This window comes from Microbacterium aurum (assembly GCF_016907815.1).
GTDB lineage: Bacteria > Actinomycetota > Actinomycetes > Actinomycetales > Microbacteriaceae > Microbacterium > Microbacterium aurum.
Map to the genome: position 1 here is coordinate 1,552,893 of NZ_JAFBCQ010000001.1, position 16,907 is coordinate 1,569,799.

General features: G+C 71.6%; 17 protein-coding genes and 1 pseudogene. 9 read left to right on the forward strand and 9 right to left on the reverse strand.

Annotated features, from left to right (window positions below):
• Positions 1–159: 159 nt before the first annotated feature.
• Together JOD60_RS07810 and msrB are read right to left on the reverse strand one after the other, a co-directional pair.
• Positions 160–672 (reverse strand): annotated as a pseudogene (locus JOD60_RS07810) (nitroreductase family protein); the annotation flags it as partial.
• Positions 673–698: 26 nt separating this feature from the next.
• Positions 699–1,109, reverse strand: a complete 411-nt coding sequence (gene msrB, locus JOD60_RS07815; RefSeq protein ID WP_076690115.1) for a peptide-methionine (R)-S-oxide reductase MsrB — start codon at positions 1,107–1,109, stop codon at positions 699–701.
• A gap of 71 nt (positions 1,110–1,180) precedes the next feature.
• On the opposite strand from msrB, the gene JOD60_RS07820 reads away from it, so the two are divergent.
• The 5 genes from JOD60_RS07820 (at position 1,181) to groL (ending at position 5,226) form a co-directional block, all read left to right on the forward strand.
• Positions 1,181–2,191 carry a DUF2332 domain-containing protein gene (locus JOD60_RS07820; protein ID WP_076690116.1) on the forward strand — a complete coding sequence of 337 codons (1,011 nt, stop codon included), beginning with the start codon at positions 1,181–1,183 and terminating at the stop codon, positions 2,189–2,191.
• Between the two features lie 9 nt (positions 2,192–2,200).
• The gene (locus tag JOD60_RS07825; RefSeq protein ID WP_076690117.1) at positions 2,201–2,485 is read left to right on the forward strand and encodes a DUF3263 domain-containing protein; all 285 of its coding nucleotides are present in this window, start codon (positions 2,201–2,203) and stop codon (positions 2,483–2,485) included.
• Between the two features lie 9 nt (positions 2,486–2,494).
• On the forward strand, positions 2,495–3,076 hold the full coding sequence (locus tag JOD60_RS07830) for a LytR C-terminal domain-containing protein (protein WP_076690118.1): 582 nt from the start codon (positions 2,495–2,497) through the stop codon (positions 3,074–3,076).
• A 143-nt stretch (positions 3,077–3,219) separates the two neighbouring features.
• Positions 3,220–3,420: a cold-shock protein gene (locus JOD60_RS07835; RefSeq protein ID WP_076690119.1), complete on the forward strand. Its 201-nt coding sequence runs from the start codon at positions 3,220–3,222 to the stop codon at positions 3,418–3,420.
• Positions 3,421–3,606: 186 nt separating this feature from the next.
• Positions 3,607–5,226 carry a chaperonin GroEL gene (gene groL / locus JOD60_RS07840; RefSeq protein WP_076690120.1) on the forward strand — a complete coding sequence of 540 codons (1,620 nt, stop codon included), beginning with the start codon at positions 3,607–3,609 and terminating at the stop codon, positions 5,224–5,226.
• Positions 5,227–5,358: 132 nt separating this feature from the next.
• Here groL and JOD60_RS07845 read toward each other — a convergent pair whose 3' ends face one another.
• From JOD60_RS07845 to JOD60_RS07855, 3 genes are all read right to left on the reverse strand, one after another.
• Positions 5,359–5,646 carry a WXG100 family type VII secretion target gene (locus tag JOD60_RS07845; RefSeq protein ID WP_076690121.1) on the reverse strand — a complete coding sequence of 96 codons (288 nt, stop codon included), beginning with the start codon at positions 5,644–5,646 and terminating at the stop codon, positions 5,359–5,361.
• A 127-nt stretch (positions 5,647–5,773) separates the two neighbouring features.
• Positions 5,774–7,588 (reverse strand): sensor histidine kinase, encoded by a 1,815-nt coding sequence (locus tag JOD60_RS07850; protein WP_076690122.1) that lies wholly within the window; start codon positions 7,586–7,588, stop codon positions 5,774–5,776.
• A 19-nt stretch (positions 7,589–7,607) separates the two neighbouring features.
• Positions 7,608–8,300 carry a response regulator transcription factor gene (locus tag JOD60_RS07855; RefSeq protein WP_076690123.1) on the reverse strand — a complete coding sequence of 231 codons (693 nt, stop codon included), beginning with the start codon at positions 8,298–8,300 and terminating at the stop codon, positions 7,608–7,610.
• Between the two features lie 57 nt (positions 8,301–8,357).
• Here JOD60_RS07855 and JOD60_RS07860 point away from each other — a divergent pair, with 57 nt between their 5' ends.
• On the forward strand, positions 8,358–9,407 hold the full coding sequence (locus JOD60_RS07860) for a CPBP family intramembrane glutamic endopeptidase (RefSeq protein WP_076690124.1): 1,050 nt from the start codon (positions 8,358–8,360) through the stop codon (positions 9,405–9,407).
• Positions 9,408–9,991: 584 nt separating this feature from the next.
• On the opposite strand, the gene JOD60_RS07865 is transcribed toward JOD60_RS07860, so the two are convergent.
• From JOD60_RS07865 to JOD60_RS07875, 3 genes are all read right to left on the reverse strand, one after another.
• Positions 9,992–11,635: a DNA repair helicase XPB gene (locus tag JOD60_RS07865; RefSeq protein WP_076690125.1), complete on the reverse strand. Its 1,644-nt coding sequence runs from the start codon at positions 11,633–11,635 to the stop codon at positions 9,992–9,994.
• Between the two features lie 79 nt (positions 11,636–11,714).
• A complete protein-coding gene (locus tag JOD60_RS07870) occupies positions 11,715–13,478 on the reverse strand; it encodes a helicase-associated domain-containing protein (RefSeq protein ID WP_076690126.1) in 1,764 nt (587 codons plus the stop codon).
• 1 nt (position 13,479) lies between these two features.
• Positions 13,480–13,770 (reverse strand): multidrug ABC transporter ATPase, encoded by a 291-nt coding sequence (locus tag JOD60_RS07875; protein WP_076690127.1) that lies wholly within the window; start codon positions 13,768–13,770, stop codon positions 13,480–13,482.
• A gap of 114 nt (positions 13,771–13,884) precedes the next feature.
• On the opposite strand from JOD60_RS07875, the gene JOD60_RS07880 reads away from it, so the two are divergent.
• Positions 13,885–14,268, forward strand: a complete 384-nt coding sequence (locus JOD60_RS07880) for a cold-shock protein (RefSeq protein WP_076690128.1) — start codon at positions 13,885–13,887, stop codon at positions 14,266–14,268.
• Complete coding sequence (locus JOD60_RS07885) at positions 14,252–14,809, forward strand: DUF3027 domain-containing protein (protein WP_076690129.1); 558 nt, start codon at positions 14,252–14,254, stop codon at positions 14,807–14,809. Before JOD60_RS07880 ends, JOD60_RS07885 begins: the two co-directional genes overlap by 17 nt.
• 81 nt (positions 14,810–14,890) lie before the next feature.
• On the opposite strand, the gene serC is transcribed toward JOD60_RS07885, so the two are convergent.
• The gene (gene serC, locus JOD60_RS07890; protein WP_076690130.1) at positions 14,891–16,009 is read right to left on the reverse strand and encodes a phosphoserine transaminase; all 1,119 of its coding nucleotides are present in this window, start codon (positions 16,007–16,009) and stop codon (positions 14,891–14,893) included.
• A 109-nt stretch (positions 16,010–16,118) separates the two neighbouring features.
• Between serC and JOD60_RS07895 the strand changes: the two genes are divergently transcribed.
• Entirely contained in the window at positions 16,119–16,826 is a 708-nt protein-coding gene (locus JOD60_RS07895) for an iron-dependent transcriptional repressor DtxR (protein ID WP_076690131.1), read from the forward strand.
• The last annotated feature ends 81 nt before the right edge of the window (positions 16,827–16,907 follow it).

The following is a 16,907-nucleotide window of genomic DNA, read 5'->3' on the forward strand; positions in this document are numbered from 1 at the left end:
CGCCCGCGCGGCCCAGTCGACGGGCTTCTTTTCCTTGGGTTTCGCGCCCTTGCCACCCGACTTCTTGCCGCCGGACTTCTTGCCACCCGACTTCTTCTTCGCCGTGGCGGCCGCCTCTTCGCGCCAGGCCACGAGCTCGCCGGGCTGATCCGCACGCTGCGGCATCCGGCTGACGTGGGCGCGCGGATCGACGGCCTCGCGCCGGCCCGGGCGGGAGCGCTCCGGCTTGCCGCCGACGTAGAGCCAGCCCAGCAGCTCCTCGTTCTCGGACAGTCCGTGCGCCTTGGCCACGGCCTTGCTGCGCGTGTAGTGGCCGGTGCGCCACAGGACGCCCCAGCCGGCCTCATCGAGCAGCAGGCTCAGCATGTGCGCGACGCCCGAGGCCACGGCCTGCTGCTCCCAGCGCGGCACCTTGTCGCTCTTGCGGTAGCTGGCGACCACCGCGATCAGCAGCGGCGCGCGCAGCGGCTTCGACGACGGCGTGCTGTCGCCTTCCGCCTTCGCGATCGCCGCGCCCAGCACGCGCCGGTCGTCGCCACGCAGCTCGATGATGCGCCACGGTCGCAGCGACGAGTGGTCGGCGACGCGTCCGGCCGCCGACACGAGGGTGAGCACCTCGGCGCGGGTGGGCGCGGCATCCGTCACCTTCGACCACGAACGCCGGGCGCGCACCGCCTCCAGCACGGGGCGGCCGTCGGTCACGATGCCGGCTCTTCCGGGGCGAACGACAGCGACAGCGAGTTCATGCAGTAGCGGTCGCCGGTGGGCGTGCCGAACCCGTCGGGGAAGACGTGGCCGAGGTGCGACCCGCAGTTCGCGCAGCGCACCTCCGTGCGCACCATGCCGTGGCTGGTGTCTTCGATGAGCTCGACGGCCTCGGGGCGCACCGACTCGTAGAAGCTCGGCCACCCGCAGTGCGAGTCGAACTTCGTGCCGCTGCGGAAGAGCTCCGCCCCGCACGCGGCGCAGGTGTACAGGCCGGCGCGGTGCTCATCGAGCAGCTCGCCGGTCCAGGCGCGCTCGGTGCCGGCCTGGCGCAGCACGGCGTACTGCTCCGGGCTCAGCTCCGCCCGCCACTGCTCGTCGGTCTTGTTCACGCGGTAGGTCATGGTGACTCCTCACTCCCTTCCATTCAACCCGACGCGAGCGGTCGATGTTCCGCGCGCACCAGAATGGTCGAATGGATGCCGACACCGCCGCTGTCGCAGAGCGCTTCGGCCGCTTCGCGCGGGACGAAGCCCCCGGCCGGTCGGAGCGATACGCGCAGTGGGCGACCGGGATCGCCGCCGACCCCGCCGTGCAGCGGGTGCTGGCGCGCATCCCGGCCCGGCACCGGCAGCCGCCGCTCGTCTTCGCCGTCGCCCGGCTGCTCGGGTCAGGGGAGCCGCCCTACCCGCAGTGGCGGGAGTGGGTGCTCGCCCACGCCGATGCCCTCGTCGCGGAGTGCGCCAGCCGCTCGCTGCAGACCAACGAGCCGCTCCGCTGCGCCGCGCTGCTGCCCGCGCTCGCGCTCATCGACGGTCCCCTCGCGCTGCTGGAGATCGGCGCGAGCGCGGGCCTCTGCCTCTATTCCGACCGCTACTCCTACCGCTACCGCGGCCCGGCCGGGCAGATCGCCCTCGACCCGCCGGACGGGCCGTCTCCGGTCGTCCTGGAGTGCGAGGTGCGGGGTGAGCGGATGCCGCCGGTCACCCGTCCCGAGATCGTCTGGCGTGCGGGCATCGACCTCGCACCGCTCGACCCCGCAGCGGCGGAGACGGAGGCGTGGCTCACCGGCCTCGTCTGGCCGGGGGAGGACGGGCGGCGGGAGCGCGTCGCCGCGGCCCTGCGCATCGCCGCCGCCGACCCGCCGGTGCTGCGCGCCGGGGATGGTGCGGCGCGCCTGGCGGAGGTCGCGGCATCCGCGCCGCCGGACGCGACCCTCGTCGTGCAGACGCCGGGCGTGCTCGCCCACATCCCTCGGGCCGGCCGCCACGAGCTGATCGCGGGCCTCCGCGCCGTCGCCGGCGGCAGGGCGCGCTGGATCACGCTGGACCACCCCACCCTGCACGAGGGCTGGGCGCACCCGATCGATGCCGACGCGTGGCCCGGCGGCTTCGCCCTCGCGCTCGACGGCGAGGTGCTCGCTGCCGCCGATCCACTTGGCGGATGGCTGGAGTGGCGCGCGGGCGGGGCGCCGGTGCGGGTTTAGCGTGGGCAGGTGCCCCTCTCCGACCGCGATCTGTCGCTCCTCCGCTTCGAGTCGCGCTGGAGCGGAACGGCGACGCCGGGAGCCAAGGAGGAGGCGGTGCGCACCGAGCTCGGCCTCACCCCGGCGCGGTACTACCAGCTGCTCGGACGCGTCATCGACGCGCCGGATGCTGCGGCCCACGACGCCATGCTCGTCCATCGCCTGCGCCGCCTGCGCGACGCCCGGGAGCGCGAGCGCGCCGACCGCGCGGCCGGCCCGGCCGTGCGCACGGTCCACACCGGCACCGGCCGGTAGCATTCTCTGGTGCCGAAAACCCCGCCGCAGAAAGACCGCTTCGACGATCTGCCCGTATCCGGCGACGCGGCTTCCCGCATCGGCGCGCATCGCGCCGAGAATCCGCGCATGCGCGGCGGGCTCGTGCTGCTGTGGTCGGTGCTCGCGACCCTCGCGCTCGTCGCGATCGGGATCTTCGGCACCCTCATCGCCACCGGCCGGGTGACGCTGTTCCCCGCGCCCTCGCCCACGGCCGCCGTCGTCGTCACGGCCGAGCCGGTGCTCGACACCGCCTACAAGGTCACGGTGCTCAACGCCACCTCGCAGTCGGGACTGGCCGGCGCCATGGCCGACGAGCTCGTGGCCGCCGGCTGGGCCGCCGACGATGTCACCGCCGGCGAGGCGGGCAGCGAGTTCGCCACCACGACTGTGTTCTACTCCGACGCCGCCGACGACGGCGCCGCGCGCGGACTCGCGCAGGCGATCGGCGGCGCGGCGGTCGAACTCAGCGACGCCTACACGGGCCTCGCGGGCGACGAATCGGTCAAGCAGCTGGTCGTCGTCATCGGCACCGACCGGACGGATGCCGGGGCCGCCACGACCGCGCCCTGACGGGCTCGCACCCGCGCGCCGGCGGGGCGTGTTTCGCGCGTGTGAACTCTTGGATGCCGCCGTGTCAACAGTTGCCGTATCGGCGGTTTCGCGGCATCCGCCCTGCATAACATGGCGGAGTTCCACAGCATCAGGAGACTCGCATGACCCAGGGCACCGTCAAATGGTTCAACGCCGAGAAGGGGTTCGGCTTCATCACCGTCACCGACGGCCAGGACGTCTTCGTCCACTACTCGAACATCGACATGTCGGGCTTCCGCGTGCTCGAGGAGGGCCAGACGGTGGAGTTCACCGTCGGCGCCGGTCAGAAGGGCCCGCAGGCCGAGTCGGTCCGCGTCGTCTGAGTCCCGGCATCCCGGCCTCATCCGGCGCAAAGTGCGGCCATCGGGCCCGGTAACCGCGATTCGCGTCGGATGAGCCCGGCACCGGGGTGGCTTGCACTCGTCATGCCAGAGTGCCAGAATGAGTTAGCACTCGCTCCTCGCGAGTGCTAAAGACTCATCCTCACGTCCGGGAGGGACGACACACTTATGGCAAAGATCATCGCTTTCGACGAGGAGGCCCGCCGTGGCCTCGAGCGCGGCCTGAACATCCTGGCCGACGCCGTCAAGGTGACCCTGGGCCCCCGCGGTCGCAATGTCGTGCTCGAGAAGAAGTGGGGCGCCCCCACGATCACGAACGACGGCGTCTCGATCGCCAAGGAGATCGAGCTCGACGACCCGTACGAGAAGATCGGCGCGGAGCTCGTCAAGGAGGTCGCCAAGAAGACCGACGACGTCGCCGGTGACGGCACCACGACCGCCACGGTCCTGGCTCAGGCGCTCGTGCGCGAGGGCCTGCGCAACGTCGCGGCCGGCGCCGACCCCATCTCGCTGAAGAAGGGGATCGAGAAGGCCGTCAAGGCTCTCTCCGACGAACTGCTCGCCTCCGCCAAGGAGGTCGAGACCAAGGAGGAGATCGCCGCCACGGCATCCATCTCCGCCGCCGACACCGAGATCGGCGAGCTCATCGCCGAGGCGATCGACAAGGTCGGTAAGGAGGGCGTCGTCACCGTCGAGGAGTCGAACACCTTCGGCACCGAGCTCGAGCTCACCGAGGGCATGCGCTTCGACAAGGGCTACATCAACCCCTACTTCGTCACGGACCCCGAGCGCCAGGAGGCGGTTTTCGAGGACCCGTACATCCTCATCGCGAACCAGAAGATCTCCAACATCAAGGACCTGCTGCCGATCGTCGACAAGGTGATCCAGGAGGGCAAGGAGCTCGTCATCATCGCGGAGGACGTCGAGGGTGAAGCCCTCGCGACTCTCGTGCTGAACAAGATCCGCGGCATCTTCAAGTCGGTTGCCGTCAAGGCCCCCGGCTTCGGCGACCGCCGCAAGGCGATGCTGCAGGACATTGCGATCCTCACCGGCGGCCAGGTCATCACCGAGGAGGTCGGTCTCAAGCTCGAGAACGCCACCCTCGACCTGCTCGGCAAGGCCCGCAAGGTCATCGTCACCAAGGACGAGACCACGATCATCGAGGGCGCCGGTGAGCCGTCGCAGATCGAGGGCCGCGTGACCCAGATCAAGCGCGAGATCGAGAACACCGACAGCGACTACGACCGCGAGAAGCTGCAGGAGCGCCTCGCGAAGCTCGCCGGCGGCGTGGCCGTCATCAAGGCGGGTGCTGCGACCGAGGTCGAGCTCAAGGAGCGCAAGCACCGCATCGAGGACGCCGTCCGCAACGCGAAGGCGGCCGTCGAGGAGGGCATCGTCCCCGGTGGTGGCGTGGCCCTCATCCAGGCTGGCAAGAAGGCGTTCGACAGCCTCGAGCTCGTCGGTGACGAGGCGACCGGCGCGAACATCGTCAAGGTCGCCATCGAGGCCCCGCTCAAGCAGATCGCCCTCAACGCGGGCCTGGAGCCCGGCGTTGTCGCGAACAAGGTCTCGGAGCTGCCCGTCGGCCAGGGCCTGAACGCGGCCACCGGCGAGTACGTCGACATGTTCGCCGCGGGCATCATCGACCCGGCCAAGGTCACCCGCTCGGCGCTGCAGAACGCCGCGTCGATCGCGGGCCTGTTCCTCACGACCGAGGCGGTCGTCGCGGACAAGCCCGAGAAGACCCCCGCGCCGGCCGGTGACCCCACCGGTGGCATGGACTTCTGAGTCGCATTCCCTGACAGAAGCGCCCCTCCTTCGGGAGGGGCGCTTCTGCGTGTGCCGGGGGACGCGCTCATGTGCGTCCCGGACGCGCTCACGTGTGCCCGGACGCGCTTCCGCGTGTGCCGCCGGACGCGCTCAGCGGAACAGGCCCGCCGCGGCCATCTCGGTCTGCGCGTACTGATTGCCGGCGTGCGCCAGGGCGCCGCCGATGTCGGCGAGCGCGGCCTCGAGCTCGGCCTGCGCGCCGCGCCAGCGGTCCACGACGCCCTGGAAGGCGAGGGCGGCCCCGCCGGTCCACGACCCCTGCAGCTGCGTCAGCTGCCCGAGCATGGCGGCGGTCTCGCTCTGCAGCCGGTCGGCCGTGGCGCGGATGGCGCTCGTGGCGCCCAGGACGGCGTCGGAGTCGACACTGAAAACGGTCATGGGGTGATCCTTTCGACGAGGTGGCCCCACGCTACGGGCATCCGTCCCGTCGCGGCGCGACCTTCCCGGCATCCGTGGACAACTCCTCACGCTCGTCGGTTGGGGAGAGGGCGGTGGGATGCCGGGATCAGCCGTCGGTGCGCAGACGCGGCAGCGGCTGAGTCTGGATGAAGAGGTGCTCGGCGGCGTCGCGCGCCTCGGCGAGGGGGAACGCGACGCGGAAGGTGGCGCCGCCGCCGGGGGTCTCGGTCACCTCGATCGACCCGTGCAGCGCCTCGACGATCGACGCGACGATCGACAGCCCCAGTCCCGATCCGCCCGTCTCGCGGGTGCGGGACGTGTCGGCGCGCCAGAACCGCTGGAAGATCTTGTCGCGGATCTGCGGTGGAACACCCTCGCCGTGGTCGATGACGGCGATCCACCCCATCCCCGCCGCGTCGTCCACGCCGACCGCCAGCTCGATCGGCGACCCGTCGGGGGTGTAGCGGCGGGCGTTGCCGAGGAGGTTCGCCACGACCTGACGGATGCGGTTCTCATCGCCGAGGACGACGGGTTCCCGCTCGAGGACCGCCGCCACGGGAGCCGTCGCGACCGCGACGTCCCCGGCATCCGCCGGCGTCGCTTCCGTGCCCCGCGTGTCGGCACCGCGAGTCTCGGTACCCCGGGCCTCTGCACCGCGCGTCTCTGCACCGCGCGGTCGGCGGCGCAGCAGCGACAGCGTCGCCCCGATCGCGGCCGGGCCGGGGCGCCGCCGTCCCGTGGCGGGATCGACGGGCGAGACGGATGCCGTGACCGGCGCCTGCGGGCGCCGCTCGCTCAGGTCACCGAGGAACGTCACCTCCCGGTCCGGCGAGGTCGCGCGCGCATCGAGGGCGGCGTCGCGCGCGACGGGGCGGAGGTCGACGGCGGTCACCACGATGTCGCGCCGCTCGTCGAGGCGCGCGAGGGCGAGGAGATCCTCGACCAGCACGCCCATGCGGATCGCCTCCTTCTCGATGCGCTCCATCGACTGCGCCGTCTGCTCCTCGCCGACGATCGCGCCCATGCGGTACAGCTCGGCATACCCGCGGACGGTGACGAGCGGCGTGCGCAGCTCGTGGCTCGCGTCGCCGATGAACCGGCGCATCTGCTGCACGGTGGCATCGCGCTGCCCCAGGGCGTGGTCGATGCGGTCGAGCATCGCGTTGATGGCGGTCTTGAGGCGGCCGACCTCAGTGCGGGGGGAGATGTCGCCCATCCGCTGGCTGAAATCGCCCGCCGCGATCGACATCGCCGTGTCCTCCACCTGCCGGAGCCCCCGGAAGGCGAGCGTGACGAGCCAGCGCGTCGCCAGCGCACCGCCGACGATCGTCAGCAGGGCGAGGATCGTGTAGATGCCGATGAAGTTCGCGACCGTCTGGTTGACGGGTGTCATCGGCAGCGCGAGCAGCTGCACGTTGTTCTCGCGTGCGCCCGGGATCTGAAGGATGTCGACGGCGGCATGGAAGACGGTCTTGCCATCCGCGGATGTCAGCTCGAACGGGGTCGTGCCCTGATCCAGCGCCTTGTCGAGCCCGAACGTCGGCGGAAACTCCGGGGGATTCGCGGAGGCGGGGCCGCCGGTGGCGAGAAGTGTGCCGTCGGGGGCATAGACGGCGATGTAGAACGACGTCAGCGGAACCGGCGATCGCTCGGCGAATTGGGCGACGCCGTCGACGACCTCGACGTCGAGCAGGCTGGAGGCCTGGTCGAGCGTGACGGTCTGACTGATCGACTGGTCGCGCTCGGCGATCTGGGCGGTGCGCAGGAAGACGGCCGTGCCGAATCCGGCCACGAGCAGCCCCAGTGCGAGGACGGCGACCGTGACCCCCGTCACCTTCGCGCGCAGGCTCACGTCACGCCACCACGACGTGACCCGGTCGTTGCGCTTCGCGTGCGCCGCCAGGACGCCCTCGCCGCTCACGGTTCGGGGCTCCGTCCGCTCAGGACGACTTGCCGACCTTCAGCATGTAGCCGAAGCCGCGCTTGGTCTGGATGAGCGGCTCGGACGCGTACGGGTCGATCTTGCGGCGCAGGTAAGAGATGTAGCTCTCCACGATGCCGGCGTCGCCGTTGAAGTCGTACTCCCACACGTGGTCGAGGATCTGCGCCTTGCTGAGCACCCGGTTCGGGTTCAGCATGAGGTAGCGCAGCAGCTTGAACTCGGTCGGCGACAGGTCGATCGACACGTCGCCGACGAGCACGTCGTGCGTGTCCTGATCCATCGTCAGCTCGCCGGCGCGGATCGTCGACTCCTCGTCGGCCTGCATCGTGCGGCGGAGGATCGCCTGGAGGCGCGCGACGATCTCGTCGAGGCTGAAGGGCTTGGTCACGTAGTCGTCGCCGCCGGCGTTGAGGCCCTCGATCTTGTCTTCGGTCTCGTCCTTGGCGGTGAGGAAGAGGATCGGTGCGGTGTACCCCGCACCCCGCAGGCGCTTGGTCACGCTGAAGCCGTTCATGTCGGGCAGCATGACGTCGAGGATGATGAGGTCGGGTTCCTCCTCGAGCACGGCCGAGATGGTCTGTGCGCCGTTGGCGACGGCGCGCACCTGGTAACCGGCGAAGCGGAGGCTCGTGACCAGCAGGTCACGGATGTTCGGTTCGTCGTCCACGACGAGGATGCGCGGTGCGGTCATAGCCCCATCCTGGCACCGGAATCCATCCCTTTGCTGGATATCCGCGAAGATGGATGGATGACGACGCCCGCGCCGCTCGCCCCCGTCCCGATGCCCGCGCCGGTTGCGCCGCCGGTCGTGGCCCCTCGCCTCCCCGCCGACGCGACCGCGGGGGGACTGGCCTTCCACCGCCTCGTGTTCGCCCGGCAGCGCAGCGGCTGGTGGACGCCGCTGGCGGTCGCGGGGCTCGGCATCGCCTTCTACTGCGCGATGCTCGCGATGGTCATGGTGTTCATGATCGTCGCGGCGATCGCCGATCCGACGTTCCTCGACCGGATGATGGCGATCGCCCAGGACCCCGCGTTCAACCTCGGCGATCCGGTCATGCTCGTCTTCCTGCTCGGCACGATCATCCTCATGTGGCCGGCGTATCTCCTCGCCTCCCTCATCATCAACGGCAAGCCCGTGGGGCTGATCTCCTCGGCTGCCGGCCGGCTGCGGTGGCGCTGGATGCTGATGTGCGGCCTCGTGGCGGCGGTGCTGTCGGCGGTGCTCACGGGCGTGTCGTTCCTCCTCCCCGCCGACGCCCCGGCGACCGCGTCGGAGCCGAACCCGCTGTGGGCGGTGTCGCTCATCCTGATCGTCCTGCTCGTGCCGTTGCAGTCCGCCGCGGAGGAGTACATCTTCCGCGGATACCTCATGCAGGCCATCGGGCGGTGGCTGCGGCATCCGGCCTTCGCGATCCTCCTGCCGGTGCCGCTGTTCGTGCTTGGTCACCTGTACGACGTGCTGGGGCAGATCAGCGTCGGGCTGTTCGCCGTCGCCGCCGGCTGGCTCACCTGGCGCACCGGCGGCCTCGAGGCGGCGATCGCCCTGCACGTCGTGAACAACCTGAGCGGATTCCTCCTGTCGCTGGCCGCGGGGTCAGACCCGACGGCGTCGACGACGGGGTGGCTGAGTTTCCTCTGGTCGTTCCTGCTGATCGGCGGCTACGTCGCTCTCGTCGAGGGGATGCTGCGCCGTCGCCCGCTGCCGCGGACGCTCATCCTCACCCCGCCGGCCCCGCCGGCGTCGCCCGCGCCGCCGATGCTGTCCGCTCCCGCCGCGGATGCGGACGCCGGACGGTGACGCCAGCCGTTGCGAAAGCAGGCTGGATTGCGCTTTCGGGCCCTCGCGGCCGGTCGAAGTGCCGTTCCAGCCTGCTTTCGAGACATGGCGCGGGGGTGACGCCCCGCCGGTTGCCGCCGCGCCGCGCCGGGGCTGCTGTTCGCGCCGCCGCTGCTGCGGACGCCGGACGGTGACGCCGGCCGTCGCGAAAGCAGGCTGGATTGCGCTTTCCGGCCCTCGCGGCGGGTCGACGTGCCGGTTCAGCCTGCTTTCGAGACATGACGCCGGGGTGACGCCCCGCCGGTTGCCGCCGCGCCGCGCCGCCGCTGCTGCCCGCTCCCGCCGGGAGGTGCGACCGGCGGGCGGTGACGCCGGCCGTCGCGAAAGCAGGCTGGATTGCGCTTTCCGGCCCTCGCGGCGGGTCGACGTGCCGTTTCAGCCTGCTTTCGAGACGTGACCCCGGGGTGACGCCGCGCCGGGAGACCGGACGACACCCCCGGGGAGACGACCCCGCCGACGCCCCGGCCCCGCCGACGCCCCGACCCCGCCGACGCCCCGGCGCCGCCGACACCCCGACCCCGCCGCCGCCCCGGTCCCTGCCGCGACTAAGCGGCCGCAAGCCCTTCGGCGTCGAGGATCGTGTAGCTGTAGCCCTGCTCGGCGAGGAACCGTTGCCGGTTCTGCGCGAAGTCCTGGTCGACGGTGTCGCGCGCGATCAGCGTGTAGAAGCTCGCGGTGTGCCCGCTCGACTTGGGGCGCAGAAGCCGGCCGAGGCGCTGGGCCTCCTCCTGGCGCGACCCGAACGACCCGGAGACCTGGATCGCGACCGAGGCCTCGGGCAGGTCGATCGAGAAGTTCGCGACCTTCGAGACGACGAGCACGGGGATGCGGCCCTCGCGGAACGCGCCGTACAGTTCCTCGCGCTCGTCGACGGGCGTCGATCCCGTGATCTTCGGGGCATCCAGCGCCTCCGCCAGAACGTCGATCTGGTCGAGGTACTGCCCGATCACGAGGATCTGCTCGCCGGCATGACGGGCGACGAGGTCGCGGACGACCCCGATCTTGGCGTGCGCCGTGGCCGCGAGGCGGTAGCGCTCGTCGTCGGCGGAAGCGGCGTACTCCAGGCGGTCGGATGCCGGCAGATCCACCCGCACCTCGTAGCAGACGGCGGGCGAGATGAAGCCCTGGGCCTCGATCTCCTTCCACGGCGCGTCGAAGCGCTTGGGGCCGATGAGGCTGAACACGTCGCCTTCGCGGCCGTCTTCCCGGACGAGGGTCGCCGTGAGCCCCAGGCGGCGCCGCGCCTGCAGGTCGGCGGTGAGCTTGAACACCGGTGCGGGCAGCAGGTGCACCTCGTCGTAGACGATGAGCCCCCAGTCGAGGGCGTCCAGGAGCGCCAGGTGCGCGTACTCGCCCTTCCGCTTGGCCGTCAGGATCTGGTACGTCGCGATCGTGACGGGCTTGACCTCCTTGGCCTGGCCGGAGTACTCGCCGATCTCCTCCGGCGTGAGCGACGTGCGCTTGAGCAGCTCGTCGCGCCACTGACGGGCGCTCACGGTGTTGGTCACGAGGATGAGCGTCGTCGTCTTGGTCTCGGCCATGGCGGCCGCGCCGACGAGAGTCTTCCCGGCGCCGCAGGGGAGGACGACGACGCCCGAGCCGCCCTCGCTGAAGATGTCGACGGCCTTGCGCTGATACGGCCGCAGCGTCCAGCCGTCCTCGTGCAGGTCGATCTCGTGCGGGGTGCCCGGGGTGTAGCCGGCGTGGTCCTCGGCGGGCCAGCCGATCTTCAGCAGCTCCTGCTTGATGTGCCCGCGCGCCCACGCGTCGATGACGTACGTGTCGGGGGTGGGGTGGCCGACGAGCAGCGGCTGGATGCGCTTGTTCTTGGCGACCTCGGCGAGGACGGCGGCGTCGGAACCGCGCAGGATGAGCGCGCCCTCGGCATCCCGCTCGATGACGAGACGGCCGTAGCGGCCGACGGTCTCGCGGATGTCGATCGAGACGGATGCCGGGACCGGGAAGCGCGACCAGCGGTCGAGCGTCGCGAGCATGTCGTCGGCGGAATGTCCGGCCGCACGCGCGTTCCACAGCCCCAGCCGGGTGACGCGGTAGGTGTGGATGTGCTCGGGCGCGCGTTCGAGCTCGGCGAAGATCGCGAGTTCGTGCCGCGCCGTCTCCGCCTCCGGATGGGCGACTTCGAGCAGCACGGTGCGGTCGCTTTGCACGATGAGGGGGCCGTCAGCCATAACGGTCAAGTCTACCGGCGCTTGCCGCGGCGGGCGCGTCGCGGCGCCGGATCTGCCGGGTCAGGACAGCGAGGCGCGGTCAGGCGGGACGGATGCCGCTGATGCTCGACACCGGGAGGGTGCGCTCGACATCGACCATCTTGTCGAGGCCCCGCAGCCGGCCGCCGCCGAGGCCCGTCGCCTCGATCGTGAACTCGCGCGCGGTCCCGTCGGGCAGCCGGACGGCGACGACGATGGTGGCGCGGGCGCGCACGGCCTGCTCGAGCTCGCGGCCGAGCCACGCGGCCTCGGCGTCGGAGCCCTGCGCGGCGCGCAGCCGCGCGAGAAGCGGTCCGTAGACCGCGAGGGGGTCGGATGCCGCGGGTGGCTCGTCGGCGAGGCGATGGCGGTCGAGGCGCCGGCGAGCCCCGTCGGCGTCGACCGCTACGACGGGGTAGCGGGCGTCGGCGAGCATCCAGAACGCGGTGTCTGCGCCGCTGCGGGAGACGAGGTCGGCGCCGTCCCGGACGAGTCCGAGCGGGCGCAGCGCCTGGTCGACGGCGATCGTGCGCAGGAGCGCCTCGTCGTCGCTCGTGACGCGCGTGCGGCCCTGCCAGTCCGGGCCGACGCGCAGCGTGCCGTGGCGCCGGGCGGTGCGCTCGATCTCGTAGGCCAGCGGCTGGGGGAGGCCGGTGAGGGAGAGCTCCTCGAGGAACGCCCTCAGCGTCTCGGCCGTCTCGCCCGCCGTCAGGGCGTCGGCGAGGGTGTCGGCGGTGAAGCGGTAGGTCGACGCCTGGGCGCGGGATTCGCGGCGGGCCATCGACCGCAGCCGTACGTCGAGCTGCGGCTGCAGCGGTCCCGGGGCGATCGCGGTGAGGTCGTTCTGCAGGTAGACGCGGTCGACCTCGCTCGGCAGGAGCATCTGGAGGCCGTCGGTGTCGACGGCGGATCCGGCCGCCAGCGGTGCCGCCCACCGGGGAGCCTCGCCGTCCGGCGCGACCATGCCCCACCGCCGCAGGAGGGCGGCCTCGCTGTGTGCTCGCTGCGGCCACGCCGGATCGAACGGATGGGCGCCGGCCCACCGGTCGAGGCTCCGCCACCCGCCGGCGGAGGTGCGGACGGCGGCCGGCAGGTGCGCGCGCAGCGCGGCGGCCACCTCGGTCCAGCGGGCGACGGTGCCGGTGCGCAGCCACTGCACGCCGGCGGCCGTGACGAGCCAGTGGCGGTCCTGGCCCGCCAGCAGGCCCGCGCGGTGAGCGATCTCGACGAGTTCGTCGGCGGCGTCGGGCTCGGCGACCGCTCCGGACTCGATGAGGCGGCGCCGTTCGGTCGCCCCCAGCGCGCCGGTGCCGATGCGCGACAGCGGGGCGGCGAGGGCGATGTGCAGGATGTCCGAGAGCGATCCCGACGAGGCGAACGCCTGCTCGGCGACGGCCGCGTCGCGGGATGCCGCGGCGTCGGCATCCGTCACCGGGGCGGAGTCCGCGGGCGCCCCCGTCGCCGGGGCGGCGGCCGCGGCATCCGTCGGCACCTGCCCGCGCACGGCGTCGGCGATCGCCGGGTACGGGATGCCATCGGGGGCGACGAGCGCGCGGGCGTACAGCGCGTCGCGCACCGCGCCCGCGGCGATCGCCTCGGGCTCGGCGCCTCGGGTGGCCGCGGCGAGCGCGTCGGCCTCGGCCGCGGTGACGGTCACGACCGCCCGCTCCGCCGACGCCGGCTCGAGGAGCGCTTCCGCGGCGTCGAACGCGTCGCTCCAGGTCACCGTCGGCGACACCCCGCGGGCCACGAGCAGCGCCACCAGCGACGCATCGTCGCGCTGCAGCAGATCGTGCGCGAGTGATCGGGCGTCGGTGGCGGTCACGTCAGCGGCCCTTGCCGACCCGGGCCTTTCGCACGAAGGTCATGACGAGCACCGTCATCAGCAGCACGAAGGCGATGATCGGCGCGATGTACACCGTCGTGCCGACGGCCGGCCACAGGCCCGCGTCGAAGTCGTCGTGCTTCATGCCGCTGGCCGATCCGATCATGATCGCGACGAAGCAGAGCACCGACAGCAGGAGCAGTCCCAGCGACATGAACGCGAGGATGCGGTCGATGCGACGGACGGGCACGTCGTCGACGGAACCAGGGGTACGAGAAGGCGAAGAGGGCATCGTGCTCAGACTACTACCGGCGCCCCGTCGTGCCGGTGACGGTGCCGTAGGCTGGGACCGGGGCATCCGCCCCACTGTCACTGCGCCCGCGGGCGCCGATGAGCGAGGTTTGCGATGCCCACCGGCAAGGTCAGGTTCTACGACGAAGAGAAGGGGTTCGGCTTCATCACCACCGATGACGGTCAGGACGTCTTCCTCCACGCGACGGCACTTCCCGCCGGTGTCGAGGGACTCAAGGCCGGCACGCGCCTGGACTTCGGTGTCGCCGACGGCAAGCGCGGTCTGCAGGCGCTCGCCGTGCGGGTGCTCGACGCTCCCGTGAGCCTCGCCAAGCGCAACCGGATGAAGCCCGACGACATGGCGATCGTCGTGGAAGACCTCGTCAAGCTGCTCGACAACGTCGGCGGCGACCTGCGTCGCGGGCACTACCCCAACGCGGGCCAGAGCAAGAAGGTCGCGGCGATCCTGCGCAAGGTGGCCGATGAGCTCGACGCCTGAGCCGGACCCGCGTCTGCTCGCCGCGCACGACCTCGCCCTCGCGGCGCTGCACGAGATCACCGCGCCGTCGACCGTGGGTCCCGCCGCGGGCTACACCCTCGAAGACGACGGCGTCGTCTCGCTGCGCTTCGGCAACACCATGGAGGGCTATCCGGGCTGGTACTGGACGGTGAGCCTCGCGGTCACCGATGACGCCGACCCCACCGTGCTCGAGGTGGAACTGCTGCCCGGCGAGGGCGCGCTGCTGGCCCCGGAGTGGGTGCCGTGGGCGGTGCGCCTGGCCGAGTACCAGGCCGCCCAGGCGGCCCTCGCCGCCGAAGAGCGCGAGAACGCGGATGCCGAGGGCGATGACGACCTCGACGACGACGAGGACGAGAGCGGCGAGGACGACGACGAGCTCGATGATCTCGATGACCTCGACGCCTCCGATTTCGACGACGATGGCTCGCCGATCCTGCACTCCGGGGACGTCGACGGTGTCGACATCGACGTGCTCGACGAGTCCGCCCCCGACGACGAGGACGACGACCCCGATCGTTGACCCGGCAGACTCTCCCGCGACCGGGTGGGGCGTTTCGTCTCGCTCGTTCCTCGCTCGCTCAACGACCGAGGTGGGGCGGGGTCAGCGGCGCATCGCGTCGATCGTGTAGTCGATCGCCTTGATCAGCTGGCGCACGTCGTCCGGCTCGATGGAGACGAAGGTCGCGATGCGCAACTGGTTGCGGCCGAGCTTGCGGTAGGGCTCGGTGTCGACGATGCCGTTCGAGCGGAGGCTGGCGGCGACGGCCGCGGCATCCACCGTCTCATCGAAGTCGATCGTCACCACGACGGGGGAGCGGTCGGCGGGGTCGGCGACGAACGGCGTCGCGAACGAGGCCTCCTCCGCCCACGCGTACAGCGCACCGGAGGACTCTTCCGTGCGCGCGGCCGCCCAGCCGAGGCCGCCGTTGTCGTTGATCCACTCGAGCTGCTTGTCGAGGAGGAACAGCGTCGCGACCGCGGGCGTGTTGAGGGTCTGGTTCAGGCGCGAGTTGTCGAGCGCGTTCTTCAGGCTCAGGAACTCGGGGATGTACCGGCCGGATGCCGCGACGCGCTCGATCCGCTCGATCGCGGCGGGGGAGACCGCTGCGAACCACAGGCCGCCGTCGGAGCCGAGGTTCTTCTGCGGTGCGAAGTAGTAGACGTCCGCCTCGGAGACGCGGAAGTTGATGCCGCCGGCGGCGCTCGTCGCGTCGATGACGGTCAGGGCGCCGTCATCGCCGTGAACGCGCTCGACGGGAGCGGCGACGCCGGTCGAGGTCTCGTTGTGCGGCCAGGCGTAGACGTCGACCCCTTCCACTGCCTCGGGGGCGGTGCGGGTGCCGGGCTCGGCCTTGCGCACGTCGGGGGCCTGCAGCCACGGGGCGGCCGCCGCGGCGGCGAACTTGCCGCCGAACTCACCGAACACGAGGTTCTGCGCGCGGTTCTCGATGAGTCCGAACGCCGCGGCGTCCCAGAATGCCGTGGAGCCGCCGTTGCCGAGGATGATCTCGTAGCCCTCCGGCAGCCGCAGCAGGTCGGACAGCCCCGCGCGCACCTGGCCGACGAGGCCCTTGACCGGCGCCTGCCGGTGCGAGGTGCCCAGCAGCACCGCGCCGGGGCCGGCGAGCGCGGCGACCTGCTCGGGGCGGATCTTGGACGGGCCGCAGCCAAAACGTCCGTCGGTGGGCAGGATCTCGCGAGGCAGCGTCACGTGGGCCATGGACTGATTCTAGGGTCGCCGCCGTCCGCGTCCGGACGTCGGGCCGTCACAAACGACTAGGCTGAACGAGACCGTCCTCGCCCGTTCGCCCCGTGATTCAAGGCCAGCCATGACCGATCTGATCGACACCACCGAGATGTACCTGCGCACCATCCTCGAGCTCGAGGAGGAGGGCATCGTCCCCCTGCGTGCGCGCATCTCCGAGCGACTGGGGCACTCCGGGCCCACGGTCTCGCAGACGATCGGCCGCATGGAGCGCGATGGCCTCGTCATCGTCTCGGAGGACCGCTCGCTCGAGCTGACCACCCCCGGCCGCCAGAAGGCGATCGACGTCATGCGCAAGCACCGCCTCGCGGAGCGCCTGCTGAGCGATGTCATCGGACTGGACTGGGCGTACGTGCACGAGGAGGCCTGCCGCTGGGAGCACGTCATGAGCGAGCTCGTCGAGCGCCGCCTCATCGAGCTGCTCGGCCACCCCACCGAGTCGCCCTACGGCAACCCGATCCCGGGGCTCGACCAGCTGGGGGATGTGCCCGCGCACACCTTCAACGAGGGTGTCGTGGGCCTCGTACGGCAGCTGAACGAGGTCGGCGGCCCTCTCACCGGCACCGTGCGGCGCCTCGCCGAGCCGGCCCAGGTCGACCCCGAACTGCTGGAGCAGCTGCGCGATGCCGGTGTGCTTCCCGGGGCCCGCGGTCAGTACCGTTTCAGCGAGGGCTACGTGCTCGTGCAGATGGACGGTCAGAGCGAGGGCCTGGAGCTGCCCGTCGAGGTCGCATCGCACATCTTCCTGGTGGATGCCGCGCCCCAGGCGTGAGCGGCACCGCGCGGCCGAGCCTGGACATCGCCCGGTAAACGGCTGGGCACACGTGCTCCCGCGTGACATATTCGTTACCTT

Coding starts and splice junctions, on each gene's coding strand:
- JOD60_RS07845 (WP_076690121.1), bottom strand. CDS start 5,646: ATGACCGTTTTCAGTGTCGACTCCGACGCCGTCCTGGGCGCCACGAGC.
- msrB (WP_076690115.1), bottom strand. CDS start 1,109: ATGACCTACCGCGTGAACAAGACCGACGAGCAGTGGCGGGCGGAGCTG.
- JOD60_RS07880 (WP_076690128.1), top strand. CDS start 13,885: ATGCCCACCGGCAAGGTCAGGTTCTACGACGAAGAGAAGGGGTTCGGC.
- JOD60_RS07820 (WP_076690116.1), top strand. CDS start 1,181: ATGGATGCCGACACCGCCGCTGTCGCAGAGCGCTTCGGCCGCTTCGCG.
- serC (WP_076690130.1), bottom strand. CDS start 16,009: ATGGCCCACGTGACGCTGCCTCGCGAGATCCTGCCCACCGACGGACGT.
- groL (WP_076690120.1), top strand. CDS start 3,607: ATGGCAAAGATCATCGCTTTCGACGAGGAGGCCCGCCGTGGCCTCGAG.
- JOD60_RS07835 (WP_076690119.1), top strand. CDS start 3,220: ATGACCCAGGGCACCGTCAAATGGTTCAACGCCGAGAAGGGGTTCGGC.
- JOD60_RS07885 (WP_076690129.1), top strand. CDS start 14,252: ATGAGCTCGACGCCTGAGCCGGACCCGCGTCTGCTCGCCGCGCACGAC.
- JOD60_RS07855 (WP_076690123.1), bottom strand. CDS start 8,300: ATGACCGCACCGCGCATCCTCGTCGTGGACGACGAACCGAACATCCGT.
- JOD60_RS07895 (WP_076690131.1), top strand. CDS start 16,119: ATGACCGATCTGATCGACACCACCGAGATGTACCTGCGCACCATCCTC.
- JOD60_RS07860 (WP_076690124.1), top strand. CDS start 8,358: ATGACGACGCCCGCGCCGCTCGCCCCCGTCCCGATGCCCGCGCCGGTT.
- JOD60_RS07865 (WP_076690125.1), bottom strand. CDS start 11,635: ATGGCTGACGGCCCCCTCATCGTGCAAAGCGACCGCACCGTGCTGCTC.
- JOD60_RS07875 (WP_076690127.1), bottom strand. CDS start 13,770: ATGCCCTCTTCGCCTTCTCGTACCCCTGGTTCCGTCGACGACGTGCCC.